This window comes from Lactobacillus delbrueckii subsp. bulgaricus (assembly GCF_046938665.1).
In the GTDB taxonomy this organism is placed as follows: domain Bacteria; phylum Bacillota; class Bacilli; order Lactobacillales; family Lactobacillaceae; genus Lactobacillus; species Lactobacillus delbrueckii_C.
In genome coordinates this window covers 140,173-159,730 of the sequence record NZ_JBKZCD010000002.1, presented here as the reverse complement: position 1 = coordinate 159,730, position 19,558 = coordinate 140,173, and the positions used below count along the sequence as shown (strand labels likewise).

General features: G+C 50.9%; 14 protein-coding genes. 12 read left to right on the top strand and 2 right to left on the bottom strand.

Annotated elements, in window-relative coordinates:
* Nucleotides 1-13: 13 nt before the first annotated feature.
* The 8 genes from ACLUXO_RS02185 to ACLUXO_RS02150 all read left to right on the top strand — a co-directional run bounded on the left by ACLUXO_RS02185 (nt 14) and on the right by ACLUXO_RS02150 (nt 13,413).
* Nucleotides 14-3,571 (top strand): DEAD/DEAH box helicase, encoded by a 3,558-nt coding sequence (locus tag ACLUXO_RS02185; RefSeq protein WP_412136157.1) that lies wholly within the window; start codon nt 14-16, stop codon nt 3,569-3,571.
* Between the two features lie 121 nt (nt 3,572-3,692).
* Nucleotides 3,693-4,040, top strand: a complete 348-nt coding sequence (gene rplS, locus ACLUXO_RS02180) for a 50S ribosomal protein L19 (RefSeq protein ID WP_003612033.1) — start codon at nt 3,693-3,695, stop codon at nt 4,038-4,040.
* 266 nt (nt 4,041-4,306) lie between these two features.
* Nucleotides 4,307-6,157: a bifunctional metallophosphatase/5'-nucleotidase gene (locus tag ACLUXO_RS02175; protein ID WP_412136156.1), complete on the top strand. Its 1,851-nt coding sequence runs from the start codon at nt 4,307-4,309 to the stop codon at nt 6,155-6,157.
* A gap of 130 nt (nt 6,158-6,287) precedes the next feature.
* Nucleotides 6,288-8,186, top strand: coding sequence for a TerB N-terminal domain-containing protein (locus ACLUXO_RS02170; RefSeq protein ID WP_412136155.1), 1,899 nt, complete (start codon nt 6,288-6,290; stop codon nt 8,184-8,186).
* A complete protein-coding gene (locus ACLUXO_RS02165; protein WP_412136154.1) occupies nt 8,186-9,508 on the top strand; it encodes an ATP-binding protein in 1,323 nt (440 codons plus the stop codon). The genes ACLUXO_RS02170 and ACLUXO_RS02165 overlap by 1 nt, the downstream gene beginning before the upstream one ends.
* A 22-nt stretch (nt 9,509-9,530) precedes the next feature.
* Nucleotides 9,531-11,765, top strand: a complete 2,235-nt coding sequence (locus tag ACLUXO_RS02160; RefSeq protein WP_412136153.1) for a DEAD/DEAH box helicase — start codon at nt 9,531-9,533, stop codon at nt 11,763-11,765.
* Between the two features lie 57 nt (nt 11,766-11,822).
* Entirely contained in the window at nt 11,823-12,356 is a 534-nt protein-coding gene (locus ACLUXO_RS02155; RefSeq protein ID WP_412136152.1) for a hypothetical protein, read from the top strand.
* A gap of 196 nt (nt 12,357-12,552) precedes the next feature.
* Nucleotides 12,553-13,413, top strand: a complete 861-nt coding sequence (locus ACLUXO_RS02150; protein WP_412136151.1) for a transporter substrate-binding domain-containing protein — start codon at nt 12,553-12,555, stop codon at nt 13,411-13,413.
* Nucleotides 13,414-13,507: 94 nt separating this feature from the next.
* On the opposite strand, the gene ACLUXO_RS02145 is transcribed toward ACLUXO_RS02150, so the two are convergent.
* Both ACLUXO_RS02145 and lexA read right to left on the bottom strand, forming a co-directional pair.
* Entirely contained in the window at nt 13,508-14,356 is an 849-nt protein-coding gene (locus ACLUXO_RS02145; protein ID WP_412136150.1) for a GRP family sugar transporter, read from the bottom strand.
* 164 nt (nt 14,357-14,520) lie between these two features.
* A complete protein-coding gene (lexA, locus tag ACLUXO_RS02140) occupies nt 14,521-15,141 on the bottom strand; it encodes a transcriptional repressor LexA (protein WP_270447743.1) in 621 nt (206 codons plus the stop codon).
* A 154-nt stretch (nt 15,142-15,295) separates the two neighbouring features.
* Here lexA and ACLUXO_RS02135 point away from each other — a divergent pair, with 154 nt between their 5' ends.
* The 4 genes from ACLUXO_RS02135 to ACLUXO_RS02120 all read left to right on the top strand — a co-directional run bounded on the left by ACLUXO_RS02135 (nt 15,296) and on the right by ACLUXO_RS02120 (nt 19,523).
* Nucleotides 15,296-15,532, top strand: coding sequence for a DUF896 domain-containing protein (locus tag ACLUXO_RS02135; protein ID WP_412136149.1), 237 nt, complete (start codon nt 15,296-15,298; stop codon nt 15,530-15,532).
* Nucleotides 15,533-15,644: 112 nt separating this feature from the next.
* The gene (locus ACLUXO_RS02130; protein WP_002876770.1) at nt 15,645-15,869 is read left to right on the top strand and encodes a YneF family protein; all 225 of its coding nucleotides are present in this window, start codon (nt 15,645-15,647) and stop codon (nt 15,867-15,869) included.
* Nucleotides 15,870-15,979: 110 nt separating this feature from the next.
* A complete protein-coding gene (locus ACLUXO_RS02125) occupies nt 15,980-17,740 on the top strand; it encodes an ABC transporter ATP-binding protein (RefSeq protein WP_412136148.1) in 1,761 nt (586 codons plus the stop codon).
* On the top strand, nt 17,733-19,523 hold the full coding sequence (locus ACLUXO_RS02120) for an ABC transporter ATP-binding protein (RefSeq protein WP_412136211.1): 1,791 nt from the start codon (nt 17,733-17,735) through the stop codon (nt 19,521-19,523). The genes ACLUXO_RS02125 and ACLUXO_RS02120 overlap by 8 nt, the downstream gene beginning before the upstream one ends.
* Nucleotides 19,524-19,558: the final 35 nt, after the last annotated feature.

The following is a 19,558-nucleotide window of genomic DNA, read 5'->3' as shown; positions in this document are numbered from 1 at the left end:
AAAGGTGGAGTAGATGACCCTGCAATGGAGAAAGCTTTTTTCCAACCGGATCCTGGACCGGGGAAGGGACTATTGGAAAAGGGACTGGGTCTACGCGCCCAGCTACAGCGAATTGCCGGCCGGCATCCACTGCCGGGTTGGCAAGCCCGGGCAAAGCTATGACGTAACGATTGATTTCTCCGACGACTGGAGCGAGATCAAGTGGATGGACTGTGACTGCCCTTACGCGGCTGAAGGCTACAACTGCAAGCACGAGGCAGCTTGCTTATACGCCACGGAGCTTTTTATTGAAGGGATGCAGGCCATCCAGGAACCCTTGACCAGCGAACTATCAGCAAGCGAGCGCAAGAAGCGGCAGGAAGAGATCATTGAAAAAGTCTATGGAATGGGCCAGAAATACGTCAACTATATTTTTGACCCTGGCAAGATTCTTGCATCGGTTGACTTTGATCCGGTCCTTTGGGAGCGGATCTGGGATAATCCAGCCCTGGCCCATTTGGTGGGAGTTAACCTGGATGACAGCCAGGCAAATGCTGACCAGCCCCTGTTAACGGCTACCGGCTTCAGCCATTTTGCCAACCACGGGAACGGGAACAGGGTCAGCGTTAAAGTTGGCCTTAAGCAAGTAAGTCAGCTGAAATGCAATATTGCTGAATGCAAGCAAGACGAAATTACCGGCCCTTGCCGGCATGAAATTGCCCTCCTGCAGAAGCTGGTTTTGATGATCATGCGGGAAAATCCGGGTGAAGTGACTGACTACCAGGCAAGCCGCGCTTTGGCCAGGGCAGAGATGCTGGAAGAATTCGACCAGGATGCCTTGCAGGACGTGAAGCTTTTGGCCCAGCTGGAGAAAGAGCCGGGCGGGTCCTTTTTAGTCAAGTTTAAAGTTGGCCAAAAGCGCCTCTACGTGGTGAAGAATATCCAGAATTTTGTCGACGATGTCTTAAGCTGGCGGCCAATGTCCCTGGGCAAGGAAGAAGTCTTGCTATCGCCGGATTCTTTTGATCCGGCCAGCCAGCGTCTGTTCAGCTTTTTGGCCACGATCGCGGCCGATGGAGCAGACATTTACGGGGAGACAAAAAGAAGCATCGAGATTGCTTCCGGCCGGATTGATGGCTTTTTCGCGGCAGTTGAAGGCAGCGAAGTCGAAAACTTGGACAATAAGCAGGTCGTTCCTGCCAAGCGGGGTGAGCTGGAAAAAGCTGAGCTTGAGATCGATGTATACGGGGGCCGGGGGATCAACATTACCGGGATTTGTCCGCCGGTTCTCCGGGGGATCCGGGCCAGCTACCAGCTGACAGATGAAGCATTTGTTGCTGGCAAGCTCGGCAATATGCTGTATGCCCTTTTTGGCAATAAAGAAAACATTGACGTGTCTTTTGACATAAACCAGCTGAGCCAATTCAAGGACGCTGTCTTGCCCCTTTTGCAAAAATACAGCAACTTGACCATTAGTCCGGCTGCCCAGCAGCTGTTAGAAGCAGCGGGCGGCCTGGAAAAGAGCCAGCTGCGCCTGGATGTTGAGGGCGAGGAAGTAGTTGGCCAGGCCCGGGTCTTTTACCAAGGCAAGGCGGTCCGCTTGGGCGCAAGCGGGGAGCGGGCAATTAAGCGGGACTGGTACAAGGAAAAGAAGCTGGCTGGGCTTTTGGAGAAATTTTTTGACCTGGAAGACGGCGACTGCCGCTTGGACAAGGGCGATGATGACGCGGTATACCAGCTTTTGGAAGGGATGCCGAAATTGCTTGCCGCCTTTGATGAAGTTGAAGTTACTCCAGCCTTTAAAAAGCTCAAGCTTAAAGACAAGCTGAATCTGGCTTTTGGCCTTTCCTTAAGTGACGGCCTTCTGCGCCTGGATCTGAAAAGTGAGCTGACGCCAGAAGAATTAGCAGAGGTCCTCAGCCAGTACAAGGACCGGAAGAAATATATCCGCTTGAAGAACGGCAGCTTCCTTAATCCAGACAGCCAGGACTTGGAAAAGCTGGTCCTTTTAGCTAAAAACTTAGATTTAACCGCTAAGGATTTTGGCAAAGAACAGCTGGAAATGCCGGCCTACCGGGCCCTTTACGTCGACCAGCTCTTAAAAGAGCAGGAGATGGGCGAAATTGAAAGAGACGACCACTTCCAGCAATTGCTTGCTGACTTTGACCAAAAAGAAGCAGTGCTAAAACTGCCAGCCGGGCTGGAAAAGATCCTCCGGCCTTACCAAAAGACCGGGACTGCCTGGATGAACCGGCTGGCCCAGCATGGCTTTGGCGGGATTCTGGCGGATGAAATGGGCCTGGGCAAGACCTTGCAGGTGATCAGCCTCCTGGCCAGTCAAAAGGAGCAGCCGAGCTTGATCGTGGCTCCGGCCTCTCTCGTTCTTAACTGGGAAGCTGAGTTTAAAAAGTTTGCCCCGGAAATGAAGACCCTGGTTTTGTCCGGCTCTAAGAAAGAACGAAGCGGGCAATTGGCAGACTTAACTGATATTGACGTTGTGATCACGTCTTATGACCTGCTTAAGCGCGATATTGCCAACTATGAGCCGCATGCTTTTGCCTATGAAGTAATCGATGAGGCGCAGATGATCAAAAATCCGCGGACAGCCGCGGCTAAGGCGGTTTCCGTGGTTAAGGCCAAGCACCGCTTTGCCTTGACCGGGACGCCGATTGAAAACCGCTTAAGTGAGCTGTGGAGTATTTTTAACTTCGTCATGCCGGGCTTTTTAAAGAGTTACCGGGAATTTAAGAGGGATTTTGAAAGCCCGATTGTTAAAGAAGACGACCAGGACTGCCTGGCCCGGCTCAGTCAGATGGTCGGTCCCTTTATCCTCCGCCGCTTGAAAAAAGACGTTCTCAAGGACCTGCCAGACAAGCTGGAGGAAGTCCGCTATGTCGGCATGGGCAAGGAGCAGAGAAGGCTCTATGACGCTGAAATTGCCCGCTTAAAGACGAAAGTCATGGCTGAGGACGATGAGGGCATCAAGCGCGAGCAGATTGAGATTCTGGCGGCTTTGACCAGGATCAGGGAAATCTGCTGCGACCCGGGCCTGCTTTATGAAGACTACAAGGGCGAATCTGAAAAACGCCTGGCCTGCGTGGATTTGATCAAGAGCGCGATTGACGGGGGCCACAAGGTCCTGCTTTTCTCCCAGTTTACCAGCATGCTGGACCTGCTGGAAGAAAGTCTTGAAGCTGAAGAAATCGGCTATAGCCGGATTGACGGGCAGACGCCAAAGGCTGCCCGGCTGAATTTGGTCAACAGATTCAATAAAGCAGACAGTCCGGCTAAGGTCTTCTTGATTTCCCTTAAGGCCGGAGGGACGGGCCTCAACTTGACCGGGGCGGATACCGTCATTCACTATGACCCATGGTGGAACGTGGCGGCCCAGAACCAGGCAACTGACCGGGCCCACCGGATTGGCCAGGAAAAGAAGGTTACGGTCTACAAGCTGATTGCCAAGGATACGGTTGAGGAAGCTATTTTGGACTTGCAGGAAGCCAAGAGCCAGCTGGCCCAAGGCATCTTGACGGCAGAGTCTGTTTCCAGCGCCAGTCTGCAAAAGGAAGACTTGCTCAAGATTTTGGACTAAAGAAGCTTGCTTTGCCTGGCTAAAGATGGTATTCTATTAGACGTGGTATTTTGCCAATAAAGATTAGGGGTGTTCCGCTGGCCCAGAGAGGTGGATGAATGCCGTAGAAGGAGAAACAATAATGGATCCATTAATTCAAGAATTGACTAAAGAACAACTTCGTGACGACATGCCTGAATTCCGTGCCGGGGACACTGTTCGTGTTCACGTACGTGTTGTTGAAGGTACTCACGAACGTATCCAGATCTTCGAAGGTGTCGTAATCAAGAAGAAGGGTACTGGCATCGGTGCTACTTACACTGTTCGTAAGATCGCTTCCGGCGTTGGCGTTGAACGGACTTTCCCAGTTAACACTCCACGTGTTGCCAAGGTTGAAGTTACCCGTCACGGCCGCGTACGTCGTGCTAAGCTTTACTACCTGCGGACTCGTAGCGGTAAGGCTGCTCGTATCGCAGAACGTCGTCGTTAATTCTGACAACGAATCTGAAACTGCTTTGCATTTTGCAAGGCAGTTTTATTTTTGCTAAAAAATCCTAAAAAGCAAAATACTTTTTCTGACTAATTATAGTTTTTGTCTTAAAAATAATCCGTGTTTTACCAAAACTTATACTTAGTATATTGGAAAAAAGCAATTGTTTGTCTTTTACAGCCGAACTTTCTCTGTTAACCAGCTGCATTTTACGCTATACTAGCAGCATGCTGTTGTTTAATATTAAGTAATTCACGGAGGAAAACATGGCTAGATCCATCAAGAAAGAACTTGCGGCTCTGCTTTTGGCTGCGGCCGTTTTAGCGCCGGGCCAGGCCAGCGCCAGCAAATTAAAGGTTACCAGCAAGGCTGATACTGCCAGCAAGCCGGCCCAAAGCAAAGACTGGAAGAATCCCAAGAAGTACTGCAAGGATATTCCAGTGCAGTTTTTGAGCATTAACGACTTGCACGGCAACCTGTCAACGACTGGTACGGCAAGCTTGGGGCAAAAGAGCTATAGCAACGCCGGTACGGTAGCCCGGCTGGCCGCTTACTTGAACCAGGCCCAAAAGGATTTTAAGAAGAAAAACAAGCAAGGCACGACCTTCAGAGTCGAGTCAGGGGACATGGTGGGGGCATCCCCGGCCAATTCCTCTCTTTTGCAAGATGAATCAACCATGCATGCCTTAAAGGCCATGAAGTTTTCCATCGGCACCTTGGGCAACCATGAATTTGACGAGGGCCTGGGCGAATTCAACCGGATTCTTTTAGGCAAAAAGCCAACCAAGAAGTACAATTCCGCAGAAATGGCCTATCCTCACCAAAAGTCAGGCATCAAGCTGATCGTGGCCAACGTTGTCAGAAAGTCCACCGGCAAGGCACCATATGGCTGGAAGCCTTATACCATCAAGACCGTTAAGGCGGGCAAGAAGAAGGCCAAAGTTGGCTTTATCGGCGTTTTGACCACGGAAATGCCAACTTTGACGACCAAGAAAAACTACTCTGCCTTCAAGTACCTGGATGAAGCCAAGACCATTGCCAAGTATGAAAAGGTTCTGCGCAAGAAGGGCGTTAAGGCAATCGTCGTTTTGGCCCACAAGGGGGTAGAAACGGCGGCGGACAGTAAGGGCAAGCTGACTACCAGCGGCGACAGCGTGAAGATCTTGAAGAAGCTGAACAAGATCGATCCGAAAAACACTGTCGACTTGATGATTGCCGGCCACTCCCACCAGTATGCCAACGCCAAGGTCGGCAAGACCCGGCTGGTTCAAGCTTTGAAGTACGGCCAGGCCTACACTGACTCTATCGGCTACATCAGCCCGAAGACCAAGGACTTTGTCAAGGGCAGCCTGGTTTCCCACGTCTACCCGGTCCTGTCAGCTGCTGATGACCCGAAGACCAAGGACAACAAGACAGTTGCCAAGATTGTGGCTGACGCTGACAAGCGGGTTTCAGCCATCACCAAGCAAAAGATTGCTACTGCCCAAAAGGCGGAAACGATCACTGGCCGGGAAAATAACAATGCTTCCAATGAAAACGCGGTTGGCGACTTGGTCGTTGACGCGCAATTGTCAGAAGCCAACCGGCAGGGCTTCAAGGCTGACTTTGCCATGACTAACGGAGGCGGGGGCCGGTCCGGCCTGGCTGTAGGCAGCGATAAGTCAATTACTTACGGGGCGGCCATGGCCGTTCAGCCTTTTGGCAACAGCCTGCAGGTTCTGACCATGACCGGGAAGCAAATTTTAGCTGCCCTTAACCAGCAATACCAGCTGGATGGCCACTACTACCTCTTGATCAGCGGTCTGCACTATGTCTACACCAAGGACGCGGCCGGTAAGGTTAAGATCGTCAAGGTTTATGTCGGCGAAGGCGACAAGACTGAACTCTCCTTGACCAAGACTTACCGGGTTGTCGCCAACGAATTTATCGCTGGCGGCGGTGACCACTTCACTCAGTTCACTGCTGGCAAGAAGGTGGGTATCTTGACCGGGACTGACACGGAAACCTTCATCAGCTACCTTAAGCAGCAGACGGCCAGCGGCAAGCAGATTGCCATCCCGTCTTTGAACCGGAAGGTGGAAATTTCCGCTGACCAGGCAGCTGCCCTGGAAAAATAGAAATAATCGTTTAAGTGAATTTTTTCTTGAAATCTTCCCCTGCGGGAAGATTTTATTTTTGCGGCGTTTTGGAACTAACGTTCGAAAAATCGTGCTATAATTATGATAAAAACAGCAAGGAGGGGCAGGCATGCGCTTGGCGGAAGTAGCCGACTACATTCAAAGTAAATATGGTATTGAGGCCAGCTATGTCGACCTGGCCGGGCAAACCCTGGCCGCCGTTACGGTCCCGGGAGCAAACGAAAGCTTCGCCCTGCTCCTTAAGCAGGACGGCCGCGAAACGGTTGAACTGAAAGCTGGGGCCTTGGCCAAGTTTTTGGCTGCCCAGCCCGCTTTTGGACCAGCTGCCTTCATGCAGGACCCGGCCTGGATCAGGGTTGATTTAGCAAATCCCGCATTAAACGACCGCTTCTTTTACAAGACCCTGGATTCTGCCTACCAGAGCTCCCGGCCCTTGGAAACAGCGAAGAAAACGGCAGAAGATAGGCAGGAGCATGAAATCTACCTGCTAGACGATGAGGGAGAAGACTTCCAAGAAGAAGTAATTCCTAAGCGGCCAGCCTTTTTCAAAGACAGCGATTTTGACCGCCTGCTGGCTGAAAAGGGCCAGCCCGTCATCCCGGAAGGGATCAAGCAGATGCAGGAGGCTTACGACTATTTGGCAGTACCCCGCCGGGAGAGCAATTTTTACCGGCAGGGGATGCTGATGGCTAATTATGAAGATGACTTTGCCCAAATGGTCCCAATTAAGAAGCAGCGGCCAGTCTACCATGATCTGACCGTCGACCAGTTGCGGTCCTATTTTTCCTGGCGGACCAAGTTCCGGCAGGGCAAGTACAAGCCAGCTCCGGCTGCCTATGTCTATTTGCTGGCCAGTGAACTGGTCTGCCAGATTGGGGTTAAGGATAAAGCCGATGGCCTCCGTCAGCTCCGCCTTCTTTTTGCCAAGTGCGTTGAGCAAAAGGATATTTCCACTAGCTGGCAGGAAAAGCACATCCTGCAGAACTACCTGGTTTATTACGGTTTTTCTCTTGACGAAATCCGGCCGGATTTTGAGGATGAGCTGATGCGGGGGGAAGTTTATCATAATCTTCTGTCTGGTGAAGCGAGCGGGCAGGAACTCTACCAGGCCATCTGCTGCTTGTCTTCTTATTTGCCCAAGAACAATCCCTTGCTGAAAAAGGAGCCGGAGAAGTTTTATGAGCTTTTAGCCCAGGTCTGGCAGGAAGTCCGCCTGAATCCTTTCCAGCTGCTTAAGCTTTTGGTCGGGGAAAAAACGACCTTGCCGGTAGAAATGTTTGCTGATACGGTTTTCTTCAGCCTTGATCCGGTCAAAGACGCGGAGCTCATTTTAGGGCCAGGCCTTGTCTACCGTTGCCAAGGCGGCCAGTGGAGTAGTGAAATCTACTGGCCTTCCAGCCGGCAAAGACAGCTTTTGGCCAATTTCATGCATGAATTTGACCGCTTGAGCCGGCAGGCCTTTAAACAAGGACGGGCCTTAAAAGAAAAAGACCTGCCTCCCGCTTTTAAGCAGGCAATCGTGCAAGGGATTGCCGATTACCAGGAAATTCTGGTAGAAAGGGCCCGGCCAAAGGTTAAGATCAACCTGGCCAGCCTGGACCAGATCCGGGCCGACGCGGCTGAAACCAAGGAAAGCCTGCTGACTGAAGAAGAGCGGCAGCTGGAGGCCGAAGAAGCAGAGAAAATTACTAGCGAGAGTAAAAAGCAAATATCTGAGTCTTCTGCTGCCGAAGAAAAGATGACGAAGGATATTGATGAAGCAGCGGCTAGCGGACTGGGCTTAGATGAGAATGAAGAGCAGCTGCTTTTGGCTCTTTTTTCCGGCCAGCCCTACCAGGACTTTTTACGCCAGCGGCACCTGCTCTTAAGCGTGGTCGTGGACCAAATTAATGAGAAAATTTTTGACGAAATCGGCGATGCCGTAATCGACTGCGACGGCCAGAAGGCAGAAATCGTGGAAGATTACCGGAGCGAGCTCGCTGACTTATTAGGAATTGAGGAGAAATAGTGGAGCAAAAGAAACGGATTCCCAAGCGGATTGCCCAAACGGTTATCAGTTCACTTAAAGGCGGGGTTGTGCCCCGGATCGGCCTGCCATATATCACGGTGGGCCGGAAGGCGGAAATCGCGGCCCTTTTACACGACGTTGACTTAGTCAAAGAAGGCGGGGCCTCCTTCCGCTTTGTTGTGGGCCGGTACGGGTCAGGCAAGAGCTTTTTGCTGCAGACCATCCGCAACTACGTGATGGACAGAAATTTTATTGTCTTAGATGCTGACCTGTCCCCGGAACGCCGCCTGCAAGGCAGCAAGGGGCAGGGCCTGGCCAGCTACCGGGAACTGATCCAGAACCTGGCCACCAAGACCCGGCCGGAAGGCGGGGCCTTAACTTTAGTCCTGGACCGCTGGATCAATAATGTCCAGACGGCAGTAGCCAGTGAAATTTCTTTTGATGACCCCGGCTTTCAGACAGCCGTTGACCAAAAGATCGTCAGCCAGATTTCCTCTTTGAGCGAAATGGTGCACGGCTATGACTTTGCCCAGCTGTTAGAGCGCTACTACCACGCCTACCTGGCTGGCGACGAAGACACCAAGGGCAAGGTGGTTAAGTGGTTTAGAGGTGAATACCGGCTGAAAACAGAAGCTAAGCAGGACCTGGGCGTCAACATCATTATTTCTGATGAAGACTGGTACGAGTACTTGAAGCTTTTTGCCGTCTTTTTCCGCCAGGCCGGCTACAGCGGCATGTTTATCATGGTCGATGAATTAGTCAACCTCTACAAGATTCCTAACGCCATCTCCCGCCAGTACAACTATGAAAAGCTGCTCAGCATGTACAATGACGCCATGCAGGGCAAGGCCAAGTACCTGGGCATTATTATGGGGGCCACGCCTCAGGCAGTCGAAGACCGGCGGCGGGGCGTTTACTCTTACGAAGCCCTTAGGTCCCGTCTGGCTGAAGGCAAGTTTGCCAAAGAAGGGCAGCGGGACCTGTATGCCCCCGTGATCCGTCTGGAGCCCTTGACGACAGAAGAAATGCTGGTTTTAACGGAGAAACTGGCCGACATGCATGCCAGCCTTTATGGCTATGAGCGGACAATCAGTGAAAAGGACCTGGCTGACTTTATCAAGATTGAATATGCCAGAGTTGGCACGAGCAGCATGATCACCCCAAGAGAAATTATCAGGGACTTTATCGAGCTGCTGGACATTGTCTTGCAAAATCCTGGCCAGACCGTGCAGAGTCTTTTGACAGACGGGGACTTTGCCTACACTGAGCCAGAGGCCGTGTCTGATGAAAAGACCAGCGACTTTGCGGAATTTACGATTTAAGTTTTAATTAGGGAAGTTTTTTATGGATACTTTTTCCCGCTATGCCCCCTTCATCCAGGACTATATCTATTCCCGGGGCTGGGAGACCCTGCGGCCTTTGCAGACAGCTGCGGCCCAGGTGCTTTTTGCTACTGACGACAATTTGCTTTTGTCGGCTTCGACTGCTTCCGGGAAAACCGAAGCAGCTTTTTTTCCCATCTTGACAGATTTGGCGGAAAATCCGGCTGATTCTATTGCCTGCCTCTATATTGCCCCTTTAAAGGCCTTGATCAATGACCAGTATGACCGGCTTAAAGACATCTGTGAAGGCAGTGATGTCCCGGTTTGGCGCTATCATGGGGATGTTTCGGCTGCTCAAAAGCGGAAAATGTTCAAAAGGCCCCAGGGGGTTCTGCAGATAACGCCGGAATCCTTAGAGAGCCTAATGATCAACAAGCACGCGGATATTCCCCGCTTATTCGGCGATCTGCGCTATGTCGTCATCGACGAGCTGCACTCCTTTTTAAGAAGCGACCGGGGCGGGCAGACCTTTTGCCTCTTAGAGCGCTTAAACCGGCTGGCTGGCGTTAAGCCCCGCCGGATTGGCCTGTCAGCTACGATCGGGGACCCGAAAGCAGCTGGGCAGTTTTTAGGGGCCGGATCGGGCCGTCAGACCAGGATTCCTAAGGTGAAAAGCCAGCCCCAGCGCTGGCGCTTGTCCATGGAGCATTTCTATAAAAGCGGTGACCAAGCGGGCGAGCATTCTGCCTTGCCGGCCCAGGCCGTTTTGGACCAAGCCAGCGACCAGGCACCAGAATTAGCTGACCCGGGCCTAGCCTATATTTTTGACCATACCAGGGGGAAAAAGTGCCTGGTCTTTACTAACAGCCGGGAAGAATGTGAAGCTGTCTGCCAGGTTCTAAGGCAGTATTGCGAATATAAGCATGAACCAGACCGCTTCATGATCCACCATGGCAACCTGTCCGCGGCTCTGAGGCAGGGGGCGGAGGCCATCATGAAGGACGAAGATGCCAATATTACGACCTGCGCGACGGCTACTTTAGAACTGGGCATTGATGTCGGCCAGCTGGAACGGGCCTTTCAAATTGAAGCGCCCTTTACCGTTTCCGGCTTTTTGCAGCGGATGGGGCGGACTGGCCGGCGGGGCAATCCAGCAGAGATGTGGTTTGTCATGCGCGAAGAGCAGGCTGAAAGCCGGGCTATGCTGCCGGTATTGATTCCCTGGTCGCTTCTGCAGGGGATTGCCCTGGTTGAGCTGTATTTACAAGAGCGCTGGGTTGAACCGCCAAGAGACCACCAATTACCTTACAGCCTCCTTTACCACCAGACTATGAGCACTTTGATGGCCGGCGGGGAGATGAGCCCGGCAGAACTGGCCTCCCGGGTTTTAACCCTCTCCTATTTCCGCTGGGTCAGCCAGGATGACTATAAAGTTTTGCTTCGCCATTTAATTAAGACCGACCAGATTCAGCTGACAGAAAATGGCGGCTTGATCGTTGGTTTAGCCGGCGAGCGGGTGACCAAAAATTTCAAGTTTTACGCCGTTTTCCAGGAAAACGAGGAATACAGCGTCCACGCTGAGTCAGAAGAACTGGGGACGATCGTCAAGCCCCCGCCTTTGGGTGAAAAAATCGCCATTGCCGGCCATGTCTGGGTAGTTGAAGAAATTGACCGCCGCCGCCGGCAGGTCTACGTCCACCAGGTTAAAGGCCGGATCCCGGCATATTTTGGGGATGTAGCCGGCGACATCCATCCCAAAGTCCTCCAGCAGATGAGGAAGATTCTGGCAGAAAAGAGGCAGTATCCTTACTTAATGAAAAACGCGGCTGCCCGCTTGAGCGAAACGAGAGCAATGGCCCAAGCCGCTGGTCTGCCAGATAAGCAGCTGATTAACCTGGGGGCTAAGACCTACTGCCTTTTCCCTTGGACGGGTTCTTACGCCTTTCTGGCCCTAGAGCGCTTCTTGCGTCTGAAATGTGCCAGCCGTTTAGGCCTCAAGAATTTTGACTCAGTCCGGCCATACTACATCCAGTTCAGCATGGATGTCAGTGAAGGGGAATTTTACCAGATTCTGGCTGAAGAAGCCGCTAAAGACTTTGACCCTTTAGATTTGCTCTACCCAAAGGAAGTACCGGTTTTTGACAAGTATGATGAATACCTGCCAGACGACCTGGTCAGAAAAGAATTTGCCTATAGTGTCCTGGATTTGACTGAAATGCGGCGGGCAATCGGAGAGATTACGAGGCAAAAGGCTTAAAAAAGATGTACAATAATGTCTAATAATCAAATCTAGATTTTTTTAGAAAGGGCATTTATGTCAGTAAACAAGCGTCCGATTTCCAGTTTTCAAGAATTAGAAACAGCCGCTGATGACAGCGATGAGATACATTTTAAGTTAAACGGCCAGCAGTGGCTGTTAGTTGATGATGGCAATCCTTTGACCCCGGCCAGCAAGACCTTGATCAACTGTGATTTGTCTGAAGAGCAGCAGTTTTTTGCCAATACAGAAGAATTCCTGACCTGCCAGATTGCGGGGCAGTCCCTGGCTGACTGCTGGCCCCAGATGAGCGAGGTGGCCGTTTGGAGCGTGCAGTTTGACAGCCTGGAGGAATTTGTCCAGGCGATCAAAGACGGCTGCGACATTCAATTTTCTTTAGCTGGCCGCCAATACAGCCTGGGCCAGTCCAGCGAGCAAAAAGTTTACCGGCAATTGACCTGGCGCTTAGAGAAGGGCGGGCAGATGAAGGTGGAAAAATTTGCTGACTTAAAGCAGCTTTTGGCCTTTGAAATTGCCGGCCGCAGCCTAGGCAAGCAGTGGTCAGACATGAAAAATGTCGACTACGGCTGATTTTAATCTAAATTTTTTCATGGAGAAAAGTTCTGGGAAAAGGCTTTATTTTTGGGAAAATCTAATTTTACAAAGAATAATACTGGTTTTACTTAATAAAGTAAGAAAAAGAGACTTTCATTATAAACAAAAGAAACTTTCTAAAATATCGGGTATAATATTTTATAGATCCGATATGATAGAAAGATGAAAAAACATGAAAAGACAGCCGCAAACAATCAAGAGAATCATCCAGGCCTTGGCCTGCGGTCTGCTGCTTTTGCTAGCGACCAGCCTGACTGCCTGTTCCAGTAAGCAGGAGAGCAGCTATGCCCGGGCCAAGCAGTCTAAGCAGATAACCTGGGGGGTCCGGCCGGACACAAAGCTGTTCGGCTTGACCAACATCAAGACCGGCAAGATTGAAGGTTTTGAAATCGATCTGGCTACGGCCATCACCAAGCAGATCCTTGGCCCTAAAGGCAAGGCTGTCTTCCGGCCGATCACGGAAAAGACCCGGATCACCCTTTTGCACAACGGCTCCCTGGATGCCGTCATTTCAACCATGACCATTACCAAGGAGCGGATGAAGGTGATCGACTTCTCTGACGTTTACTTTAACGCCAACGAATCCATGATCGTTAAGAAGTCCAGCAAGATCAGAAGCATTGCTGACTTGAATAAAAAGGGAGTCGTGGTTATTGCCATCAAGGGGACCGACGTGGCCAACCAGGTGGCTAAGCTGGCTCCAAAGGCCAGCGTCAAGCAATTTGACGACTACGGGTCAGCCTTCAACGCCTTAAAGGCCGGGCAAGGGGATGTCATGATCGACGACAACGGGATTTTGGCTGGTTTGATTGCTGACACGCCAGAATTCACTTTGACCAAGGCGAGTTTGGCCGAAGAACCATATGGCATTGGCGTTGAAAAAGGGCAGACCGAAATGCGCCAGGCTATTAATAAGGCCTTGAAGCAGCTGCGGGCCAACGGAAAATACGACCAGCTGGTCAAGAAGTGGTTTGGCAAGGTCTCCGGCTTTGACGTCAAGCAGGCAGAAAGCCAGAAGGTTAAGATCCAATAAGACGGAAAAACTAATACAAAAAGCAAAAAGCTAGGAGCATCTGCTCCTAGCTTTTTGGCTAGCACGTAAATTATTTATTTTTTTGTATTTAGATTTAAAGGATGGCGCCGACAACGATCAGGCAAAGGCCGGCAAGCGTTGCGACCAGTTCCTTGCCTTGCTTGCGTTCGCCCAGCAGAGTCATCCCGCCGATAGTGGAGATGATTACGCTCAGCTGGCCGTAGATGAAGGCGTTGGTCACCCCGTTAACTTGAGCGGAGATGATGTAGGCGTAAGCAGCAACCCCAAAGCTGATCCCGGCGAAGAGGTCAAGGTAGCTGGCCTTTTCCTTGAAGGCAGCCTTGTTGCCGCTGAAGGCCAGGTAGAGTACTGAACCAAGCAGGATCCCCAGGGTTTGCGGCAGGAACATGGATTCAGCGTCTGCCGTAATCGTCTTCGGGAAGGCAGAGTAGGCCAGGTAGCCGACCGTGGTCAAGACCAGGAAGAGGATGTCCTTGTTGGTGGTCTTCTGAGTGAAGTCGTCGCCCTTTTCAGTGTAGGCGGTCAAGATGACCCCGACCATGATGATGACCAGGGCAATGATCCCGAAGATAAAGTCGTTGCTGGTCTTCCATTCACCAAAGATCAAAGCCCCGATGATCGTGTTGCCGACCAGCTGCAGGCCAGTTGAGATCGGCATGGTCTTGCTGACCCCGATCCGGGTGAAGGAGATGAACTGGCCGATTTGACCGATCGTCCATAAAGCACCGGACAGAAGAGACAGGAAAAAGACTGGCATGGACATGGCCGGATGCTGGATTAAAGTCACGATGATGCCGACGATAGTGGCCCCCATGCCAACACCGAAGATTTGGTTGGCCGGCTTGCTGTTTGGCACCTTGTTGACGATCCAAGGCATAACCCCCCAGCCGATGGCTGGCAGTAATGCAATGATGATATTCATTAATTGAAACTCCTTTAACTAATAATTTGTCGAATAGTTACTAGATTAACGGAGTTTTAGGAAAATAGCAATAGAAAACGCTATGAAAATGTCAACCGTTTTCAGAAAACGGTTAAAAAGAAAAAGATGCTTTGCATAAAACAAAACATCTTTTTCAAAAAATATTAATCAATATTTGTTCTGTAAAGACCGACGACCTTGCCCAAAATTTGTACATGGTCCAAGATAATTGGATCCATGGTATCATTTTCCGGCTGCAGGCGGTAGTGGAGGTCTTCTTTAAAGAAGCGCTTGACCGTTGCTTCCCCGTCATCAGTCATGGCGACCACGATTTCTCCGTTCTGGGCCGTGGTCTGCTTGCGGACGATGACATAGTCCCCGTTCAAGATACCGGCATTGATCATTGAGGTGCCGTGTACCCGGAGCATGAAGAGCTCACCGGCATCACTGGCCAGGTTCGGCGGAAGCGGGAAGTAGTCTTCCACGTCCTGGACAGCCAGGATCGGCTGGCCGGCGGTAACAACCCCGATGACCGGAATGTCTTTAGGCTTGATGCCCAAGGCGTCAAGGCCGGCGTGGGTGATTTCCAGAGCCCGGGGCTTGGTGGCGTCCTTGATGAGGTAGCCCTTGCGCTCCAGTCTGGTCAAATGGCCATGGACAGTGGAGGTTGAAGACAGGCCAACTGCCGCGCAGATTTCCCGGACCGTCGGCGGGAAGCCGCGGTTTTCAACGGTATCGTAGATGTATTGCAGAATTTCTAATTGTTTTGAGTCGTGAGTTGCCATAGTTACTTTTCCTTCGTCAAAAATCTTATTGTCGGTTATTATTTATTTTAGCAAATATTCGGGAAGTTTGCAAACAGGCGTTCTAGGCTTAAAACTTTTTTTATTTTTGCAAAGCGAGTACACTATTCTTATCACTAGAAAGGCGGTTATATATATGACAGAAGCAGATCAAGTCAGAAAAAGAATCAATGAATTATACAAGAAGAAGCAGGAAAGCGGCTTGACGGAGGCTGAAGAGGCTGAACGCAAAGAACTGCACAAGCAGTTTATCGCTAACTTCCGGGCAGGTTTCAAGCAACAGCTGGACAGCCTGGTAATTGTTGACGATCAAGGCAAGGACGTTACGCCGGAGAAAGCCAAGCAAATTCAGAAGGAAAAAGGTCTCAGATAAGATTTATCCTTTAAAAATGGTCTGAAGTTTTGTAAGATAGTATTTGTGTGATTAACGAATGCATCTCCGCTGAGGCGGATAACAAATTAAGACCAATGGAGGTTTAGCGATAATGAATTTAGGTTTGGCGATTTTCTTGATTATTTTAGCAGCTCTTCTGGGTGCGGTTGCCGGTTTTTACGGTGCCCGGACTTACATGAAGAACTACTTTAAGAAGAATCCCCCGATTACCCGGGAAATGGTTGAAACCATGATGTCACAAATGGGCCAGAAGCCTTCAGCCAAGAAGGTCAACCAAGTGATGAACATGATCAAGCACCAGGCAGCCAAGAACTAGTCTGGTCAGCCATAGAGCGCTAGGGGAATCCTGGCGCTCTTTTTTTCGGGCTAGGGGGATTAGAAAAGAAGGAGAAAAAGATAAAATCGAAATAAAAGAGGGAGGAAAAAATGGATACTTTCAGCAAGCTGGGCTGGTTCTTTAAAGCCCACCGCAAGCGCTACGCCTTAGGGATCACGGCCTTAATCCTGACTTCGGCAGCCAACCTGGTCCCGCCGCGGATCCTGGGCATGATGGCTGACCAGCTGGATACGGGGAAAATCAGCTGGCAGCAATTTTTTAGCTATGTTTTGGCAATTTTGCTCGCAGCTTTAGCCCTGTATTTTTGCCGTTATTTTTGGCGCAAGCAGATTTACGGCGGGGCGGCAATTTTGGAGAAGGAACTCCGCGGCCGGCTCTTCTGGCATTTTCTGCAGATGGACCGGACCTTCTTTCAGCGCTACCGAACCGGGGACTTGATGGCCCGGGCAACCAATGACGTCCAGGCTGTGCAGAACGTAGCAGGTGACGGGATCTTGACTTTGATCGACTCGATTTTTACCGGGGGGACCACCTTGCTGGCCATGATGATCCTGGTTGACTGGCGCTTGACCCTGGCGGCCATGCTGCCGCTGCCCCTTTTGGCCTTCTGTGCCCGCTACCTGGGTGATCGCTTGCATGACGCCTATATGGATTCGCAGGCGGCCTTTTCCCGCTTGAACAACAAGACTCAGGAATCCTTGTCCGGGATCAAGGTCTTGAAGACTTTTGGCCAGGGAAAAGAAGATGCGGCAGCTTTTAACAAGATGACCTATGAAACAGTTGACATCAATAAAAAAGTCTTCCGGATCGACTCACTTTACGACCCAATGATTACCGTGATCATCGGGATCACTTACATTATCACCATTATTTTCGGCGGCCGGCTGGTTCTCAATAAGACGATCAGCCTGGGCCAGCTGATTTCCTTTGTTTCCTACATTGGGTCCATGGTCTGGCCAATGTTTGCCATTGGCTACCTGTTTAATGTTCTTGAGCGGGGGAGTGCCAGCTACGACCGGATCATGAGTCTGCTCAATGAAAAATCCTTAATCGTGGACTCAGATTTCATGGACAAGGAGCAGAAGCTGACTGGGGATTTGCGCTATCACGTGACCAGTTTTGCCTACCCGGATGAACCAGACAAGGCTGCCTTGGGGGCAGTGGACTTTGACCTGAAAAACGGGCAGACTATCGGCCTGGTTGGCCGGGTCGGGTCGGGCAAGACGACCATTATCCAGCTTTTGATGCGGGAGTTTGATAACTACAAGGGCCGGATCACTTTTGCCGGCCACGACATCCGGCAGATTCCCCTGGACGTCTACTTGAAGGAAATTTCCTATGTCCCGCAAAACAACTTCCTGTTCTCCATGTCGGTCAGAGACAATATCGCCTTTGCCAAGCCGGAGGCCAGCCAGGAAGAGGTCGAAGCGGCGGCTAAAAAGAGCGCCCTTCATGACGATATCCTGGCTTTTCCAAATGGCTATGAGACCATGATCGGGGAAAACGGGGTTTCCCTGTCCGGCGGGCAAAAGCAGCGGATGTCGATTGCCAGAGCGCTTCTGCATGACAGTGAAATCTTGATTTTGGACGATGCTTTGTCAGCTGTTGACGCCAAAACTGAAAAGGCGATCCTGACTAAGCTTCGGCAAGAACGGGAAAAGAAAATTACCGTCATCGCTGCCCACCGCTTAAGTAGCGTAATGGATGCTGACTTGATCCTGGTCATGCAGGACGGGCAGGTGGCAGAAAGAGGGACGCATGAAGAATTGCTGGCCAAGGGGGGCTGGTATGCCCGGATGTGGCAGCGGCAGGAATTAGCCCGGAAGGTAGGTGAAGATGACAATGAATAATGAGGACTTCCAGTCAGTCTGGCAGCAGCCGATTTCGACCAAAGAGCAGGGGCAGATTTTAAAGCGGCTCTGGACCTTTGTCTGGCTCTACAAGGTGGAACTATTGACTGCCGTCTTAGGGATGGTGGCCGTTTCCGCCATCAACATGCTCCTGCCGACCTGGCTGCAGTATTACATGGACCATTATCTAAAAAGCGGCCGGGTTGACTTCAGCACGGTTTATTATGTTGCCTTGATCTACGGCATTGGCGTGGTATTTAAGGCGGTCTGCCAATTTACCTATGAATACCTTTATGCCCTGGCCGGGGAAAAGGCCTTGGAAAAGGTCCGCCGGGTCCTTTATGCAAAAATTCACACCCTGGGGATGCGGTATTTTGACCAAACTCCTGCCGGGTCTATTTTGTCCCGGGTAACCAACGATACGATGACCCTGGGCAACTTTATGCAGGTTTTCTCTGCCTTTTTGTTAGGGATCGTCTCCATGGTAACCGCCTTAATTGCCATGTATATGGCTGACCCGGTAGCCGGGGGGATCGTGACGGCCTTTATTCCACTGATCGTTGGGGCAATCTGGCTTTACAACCGGGTCAACTCCAAAATCTACCACGAATACCGGGCCCGTAACTCTTTGATCAACACCAAGCTGGAAGAAAGCATTGCCGGCATAAACGTGATCCAGCAGTTTCGCCAGGAAAAGCGGATAGACGATGATTTTGAAAAAATCAACCGCCAGCAGATGCAGACCCGCTTCAAGCTGATCAGAACCAACGGCCTGCTCCTGTCCCCGTTTACGACCCTGCTCTATTCTTTGGCCTTGACCTGCGTGTTAGTTTGGTTCGGTTACCCCCTCCGGGCAACTTTTGTCCCGGCCGGGATGATCTATGCTTTTGCCAACTACGTGCAGAACTTTTTTAACCCCTTGTCGGACATGATGAACTCGCTGACCTTCTTTACTGACGGGATCGTGGCTGGCAAGCGGATCTTCAAGATTTTGGACCAGGAAGAATACGAGCCTGAGCAAAGGGAAAAAGCGGATGCCAAGATTACCCAAGGGAAAATCGAATTCAAGCACGTGTCGTTCTCTTATGACGGCAAGCATGATGTTCTTCATGACATTTCTTTCACCCTTAATCCCGGTGAAACCTTGGGGATCGTTGGCCACACGGGTTCAGGCAAGAGCTCGATCATTAATGTCATGATGCGTTTTTATGAGTTCCACGATGGCCAGATTCTTTTGGACGGGACCGACATCCGGGACTTTTCCAAGGCAGAATTACGGAAAAAAATGGGCCTGGTTCTCCAGGAACCCTTCATGTTCTATGGGGACGTGGCTTCCAACATCCGCTTGTACAATGACAAGATCACTGATGAGCAGATTGAAGAAGCCGCCAAAACTGTCCAGGCTGACCACTTTATCGAAAAATTGCCTGGGAAATACCAGGCCAAGGTCATTGAAGGCGGGTCGGAATTCTCCAGCGGGGAAAGACAGCTGATTTCCTTTGCCCGGACCCTGGTAACCAATCCTAAGATTTTGATTTTGGACGAAGCAACGGCCAACGTGGACACGGAAACAGAAAGTTTGATTCAAGCAGGACTCAAAAAGCTCCGCCAGGGCCGCACGACCCTGGCTATTGCCCACCGCCTGTCAACGATTGCTGATGCTGACCAGATCATTGTTTTAGACAAGGGGAGAATCGTCGAACACGGCAAGCACGAGGATTTGCTGGCCCAAAAGGGCTACTACTATGACCTTTACACCCTCCAGCAAAACCGGGAAAACTAAGAATGAATTAAGACAAAATAAAGAGCGCGCCCAGA

Coding starts and splice junctions, on each gene's coding strand:
- rplS (WP_003612033.1), top strand. CDS start 3,693: ATGGATCCATTAATTCAAGAATTGACTAAAGAACAACTTCGTGACGAC.
- ACLUXO_RS02135 (WP_412136149.1), top strand. CDS start 15,296: ATGACAGAAGCAGATCAAGTCAGAAAAAGAATCAATGAATTATACAAG.
- ACLUXO_RS02150 (WP_412136151.1), top strand. CDS start 12,553: ATGAAAAGACAGCCGCAAACAATCAAGAGAATCATCCAGGCCTTGGCC.
- ACLUXO_RS02120 (WP_412136211.1), top strand. CDS start 17,733: ATGAATAATGAGGACTTCCAGTCAGTCTGGCAGCAGCCGATTTCGACC.
- ACLUXO_RS02130 (WP_002876770.1), top strand. CDS start 15,645: ATGAATTTAGGTTTGGCGATTTTCTTGATTATTTTAGCAGCTCTTCTG.
- ACLUXO_RS02160 (WP_412136153.1), top strand. CDS start 9,531: ATGGATACTTTTTCCCGCTATGCCCCCTTCATCCAGGACTATATCTAT.
- ACLUXO_RS02170 (WP_412136155.1), top strand. CDS start 6,288: ATGCGCTTGGCGGAAGTAGCCGACTACATTCAAAGTAAATATGGTATT.
- ACLUXO_RS02125 (WP_412136148.1), top strand. CDS start 15,980: ATGGATACTTTCAGCAAGCTGGGCTGGTTCTTTAAAGCCCACCGCAAG.
- ACLUXO_RS02185 (WP_412136157.1), top strand. CDS start 14: ATGACCCTGCAATGGAGAAAGCTTTTTTCCAACCGGATCCTGGACCGG.
- ACLUXO_RS02175 (WP_412136156.1), top strand. CDS start 4,307: ATGGCTAGATCCATCAAGAAAGAACTTGCGGCTCTGCTTTTGGCTGCG.
- ACLUXO_RS02145 (WP_412136150.1), bottom strand. CDS start 14,356: ATGAATATCATCATTGCATTACTGCCAGCCATCGGCTGGGGGGTTATG.
- ACLUXO_RS02155 (WP_412136152.1), top strand. CDS start 11,823: ATGTCAGTAAACAAGCGTCCGATTTCCAGTTTTCAAGAATTAGAAACA.
- lexA (WP_270447743.1), bottom strand. CDS start 15,141: ATGGCAACTCACGACTCAAAACAATTAGAAATTCTGCAATACATCTAC.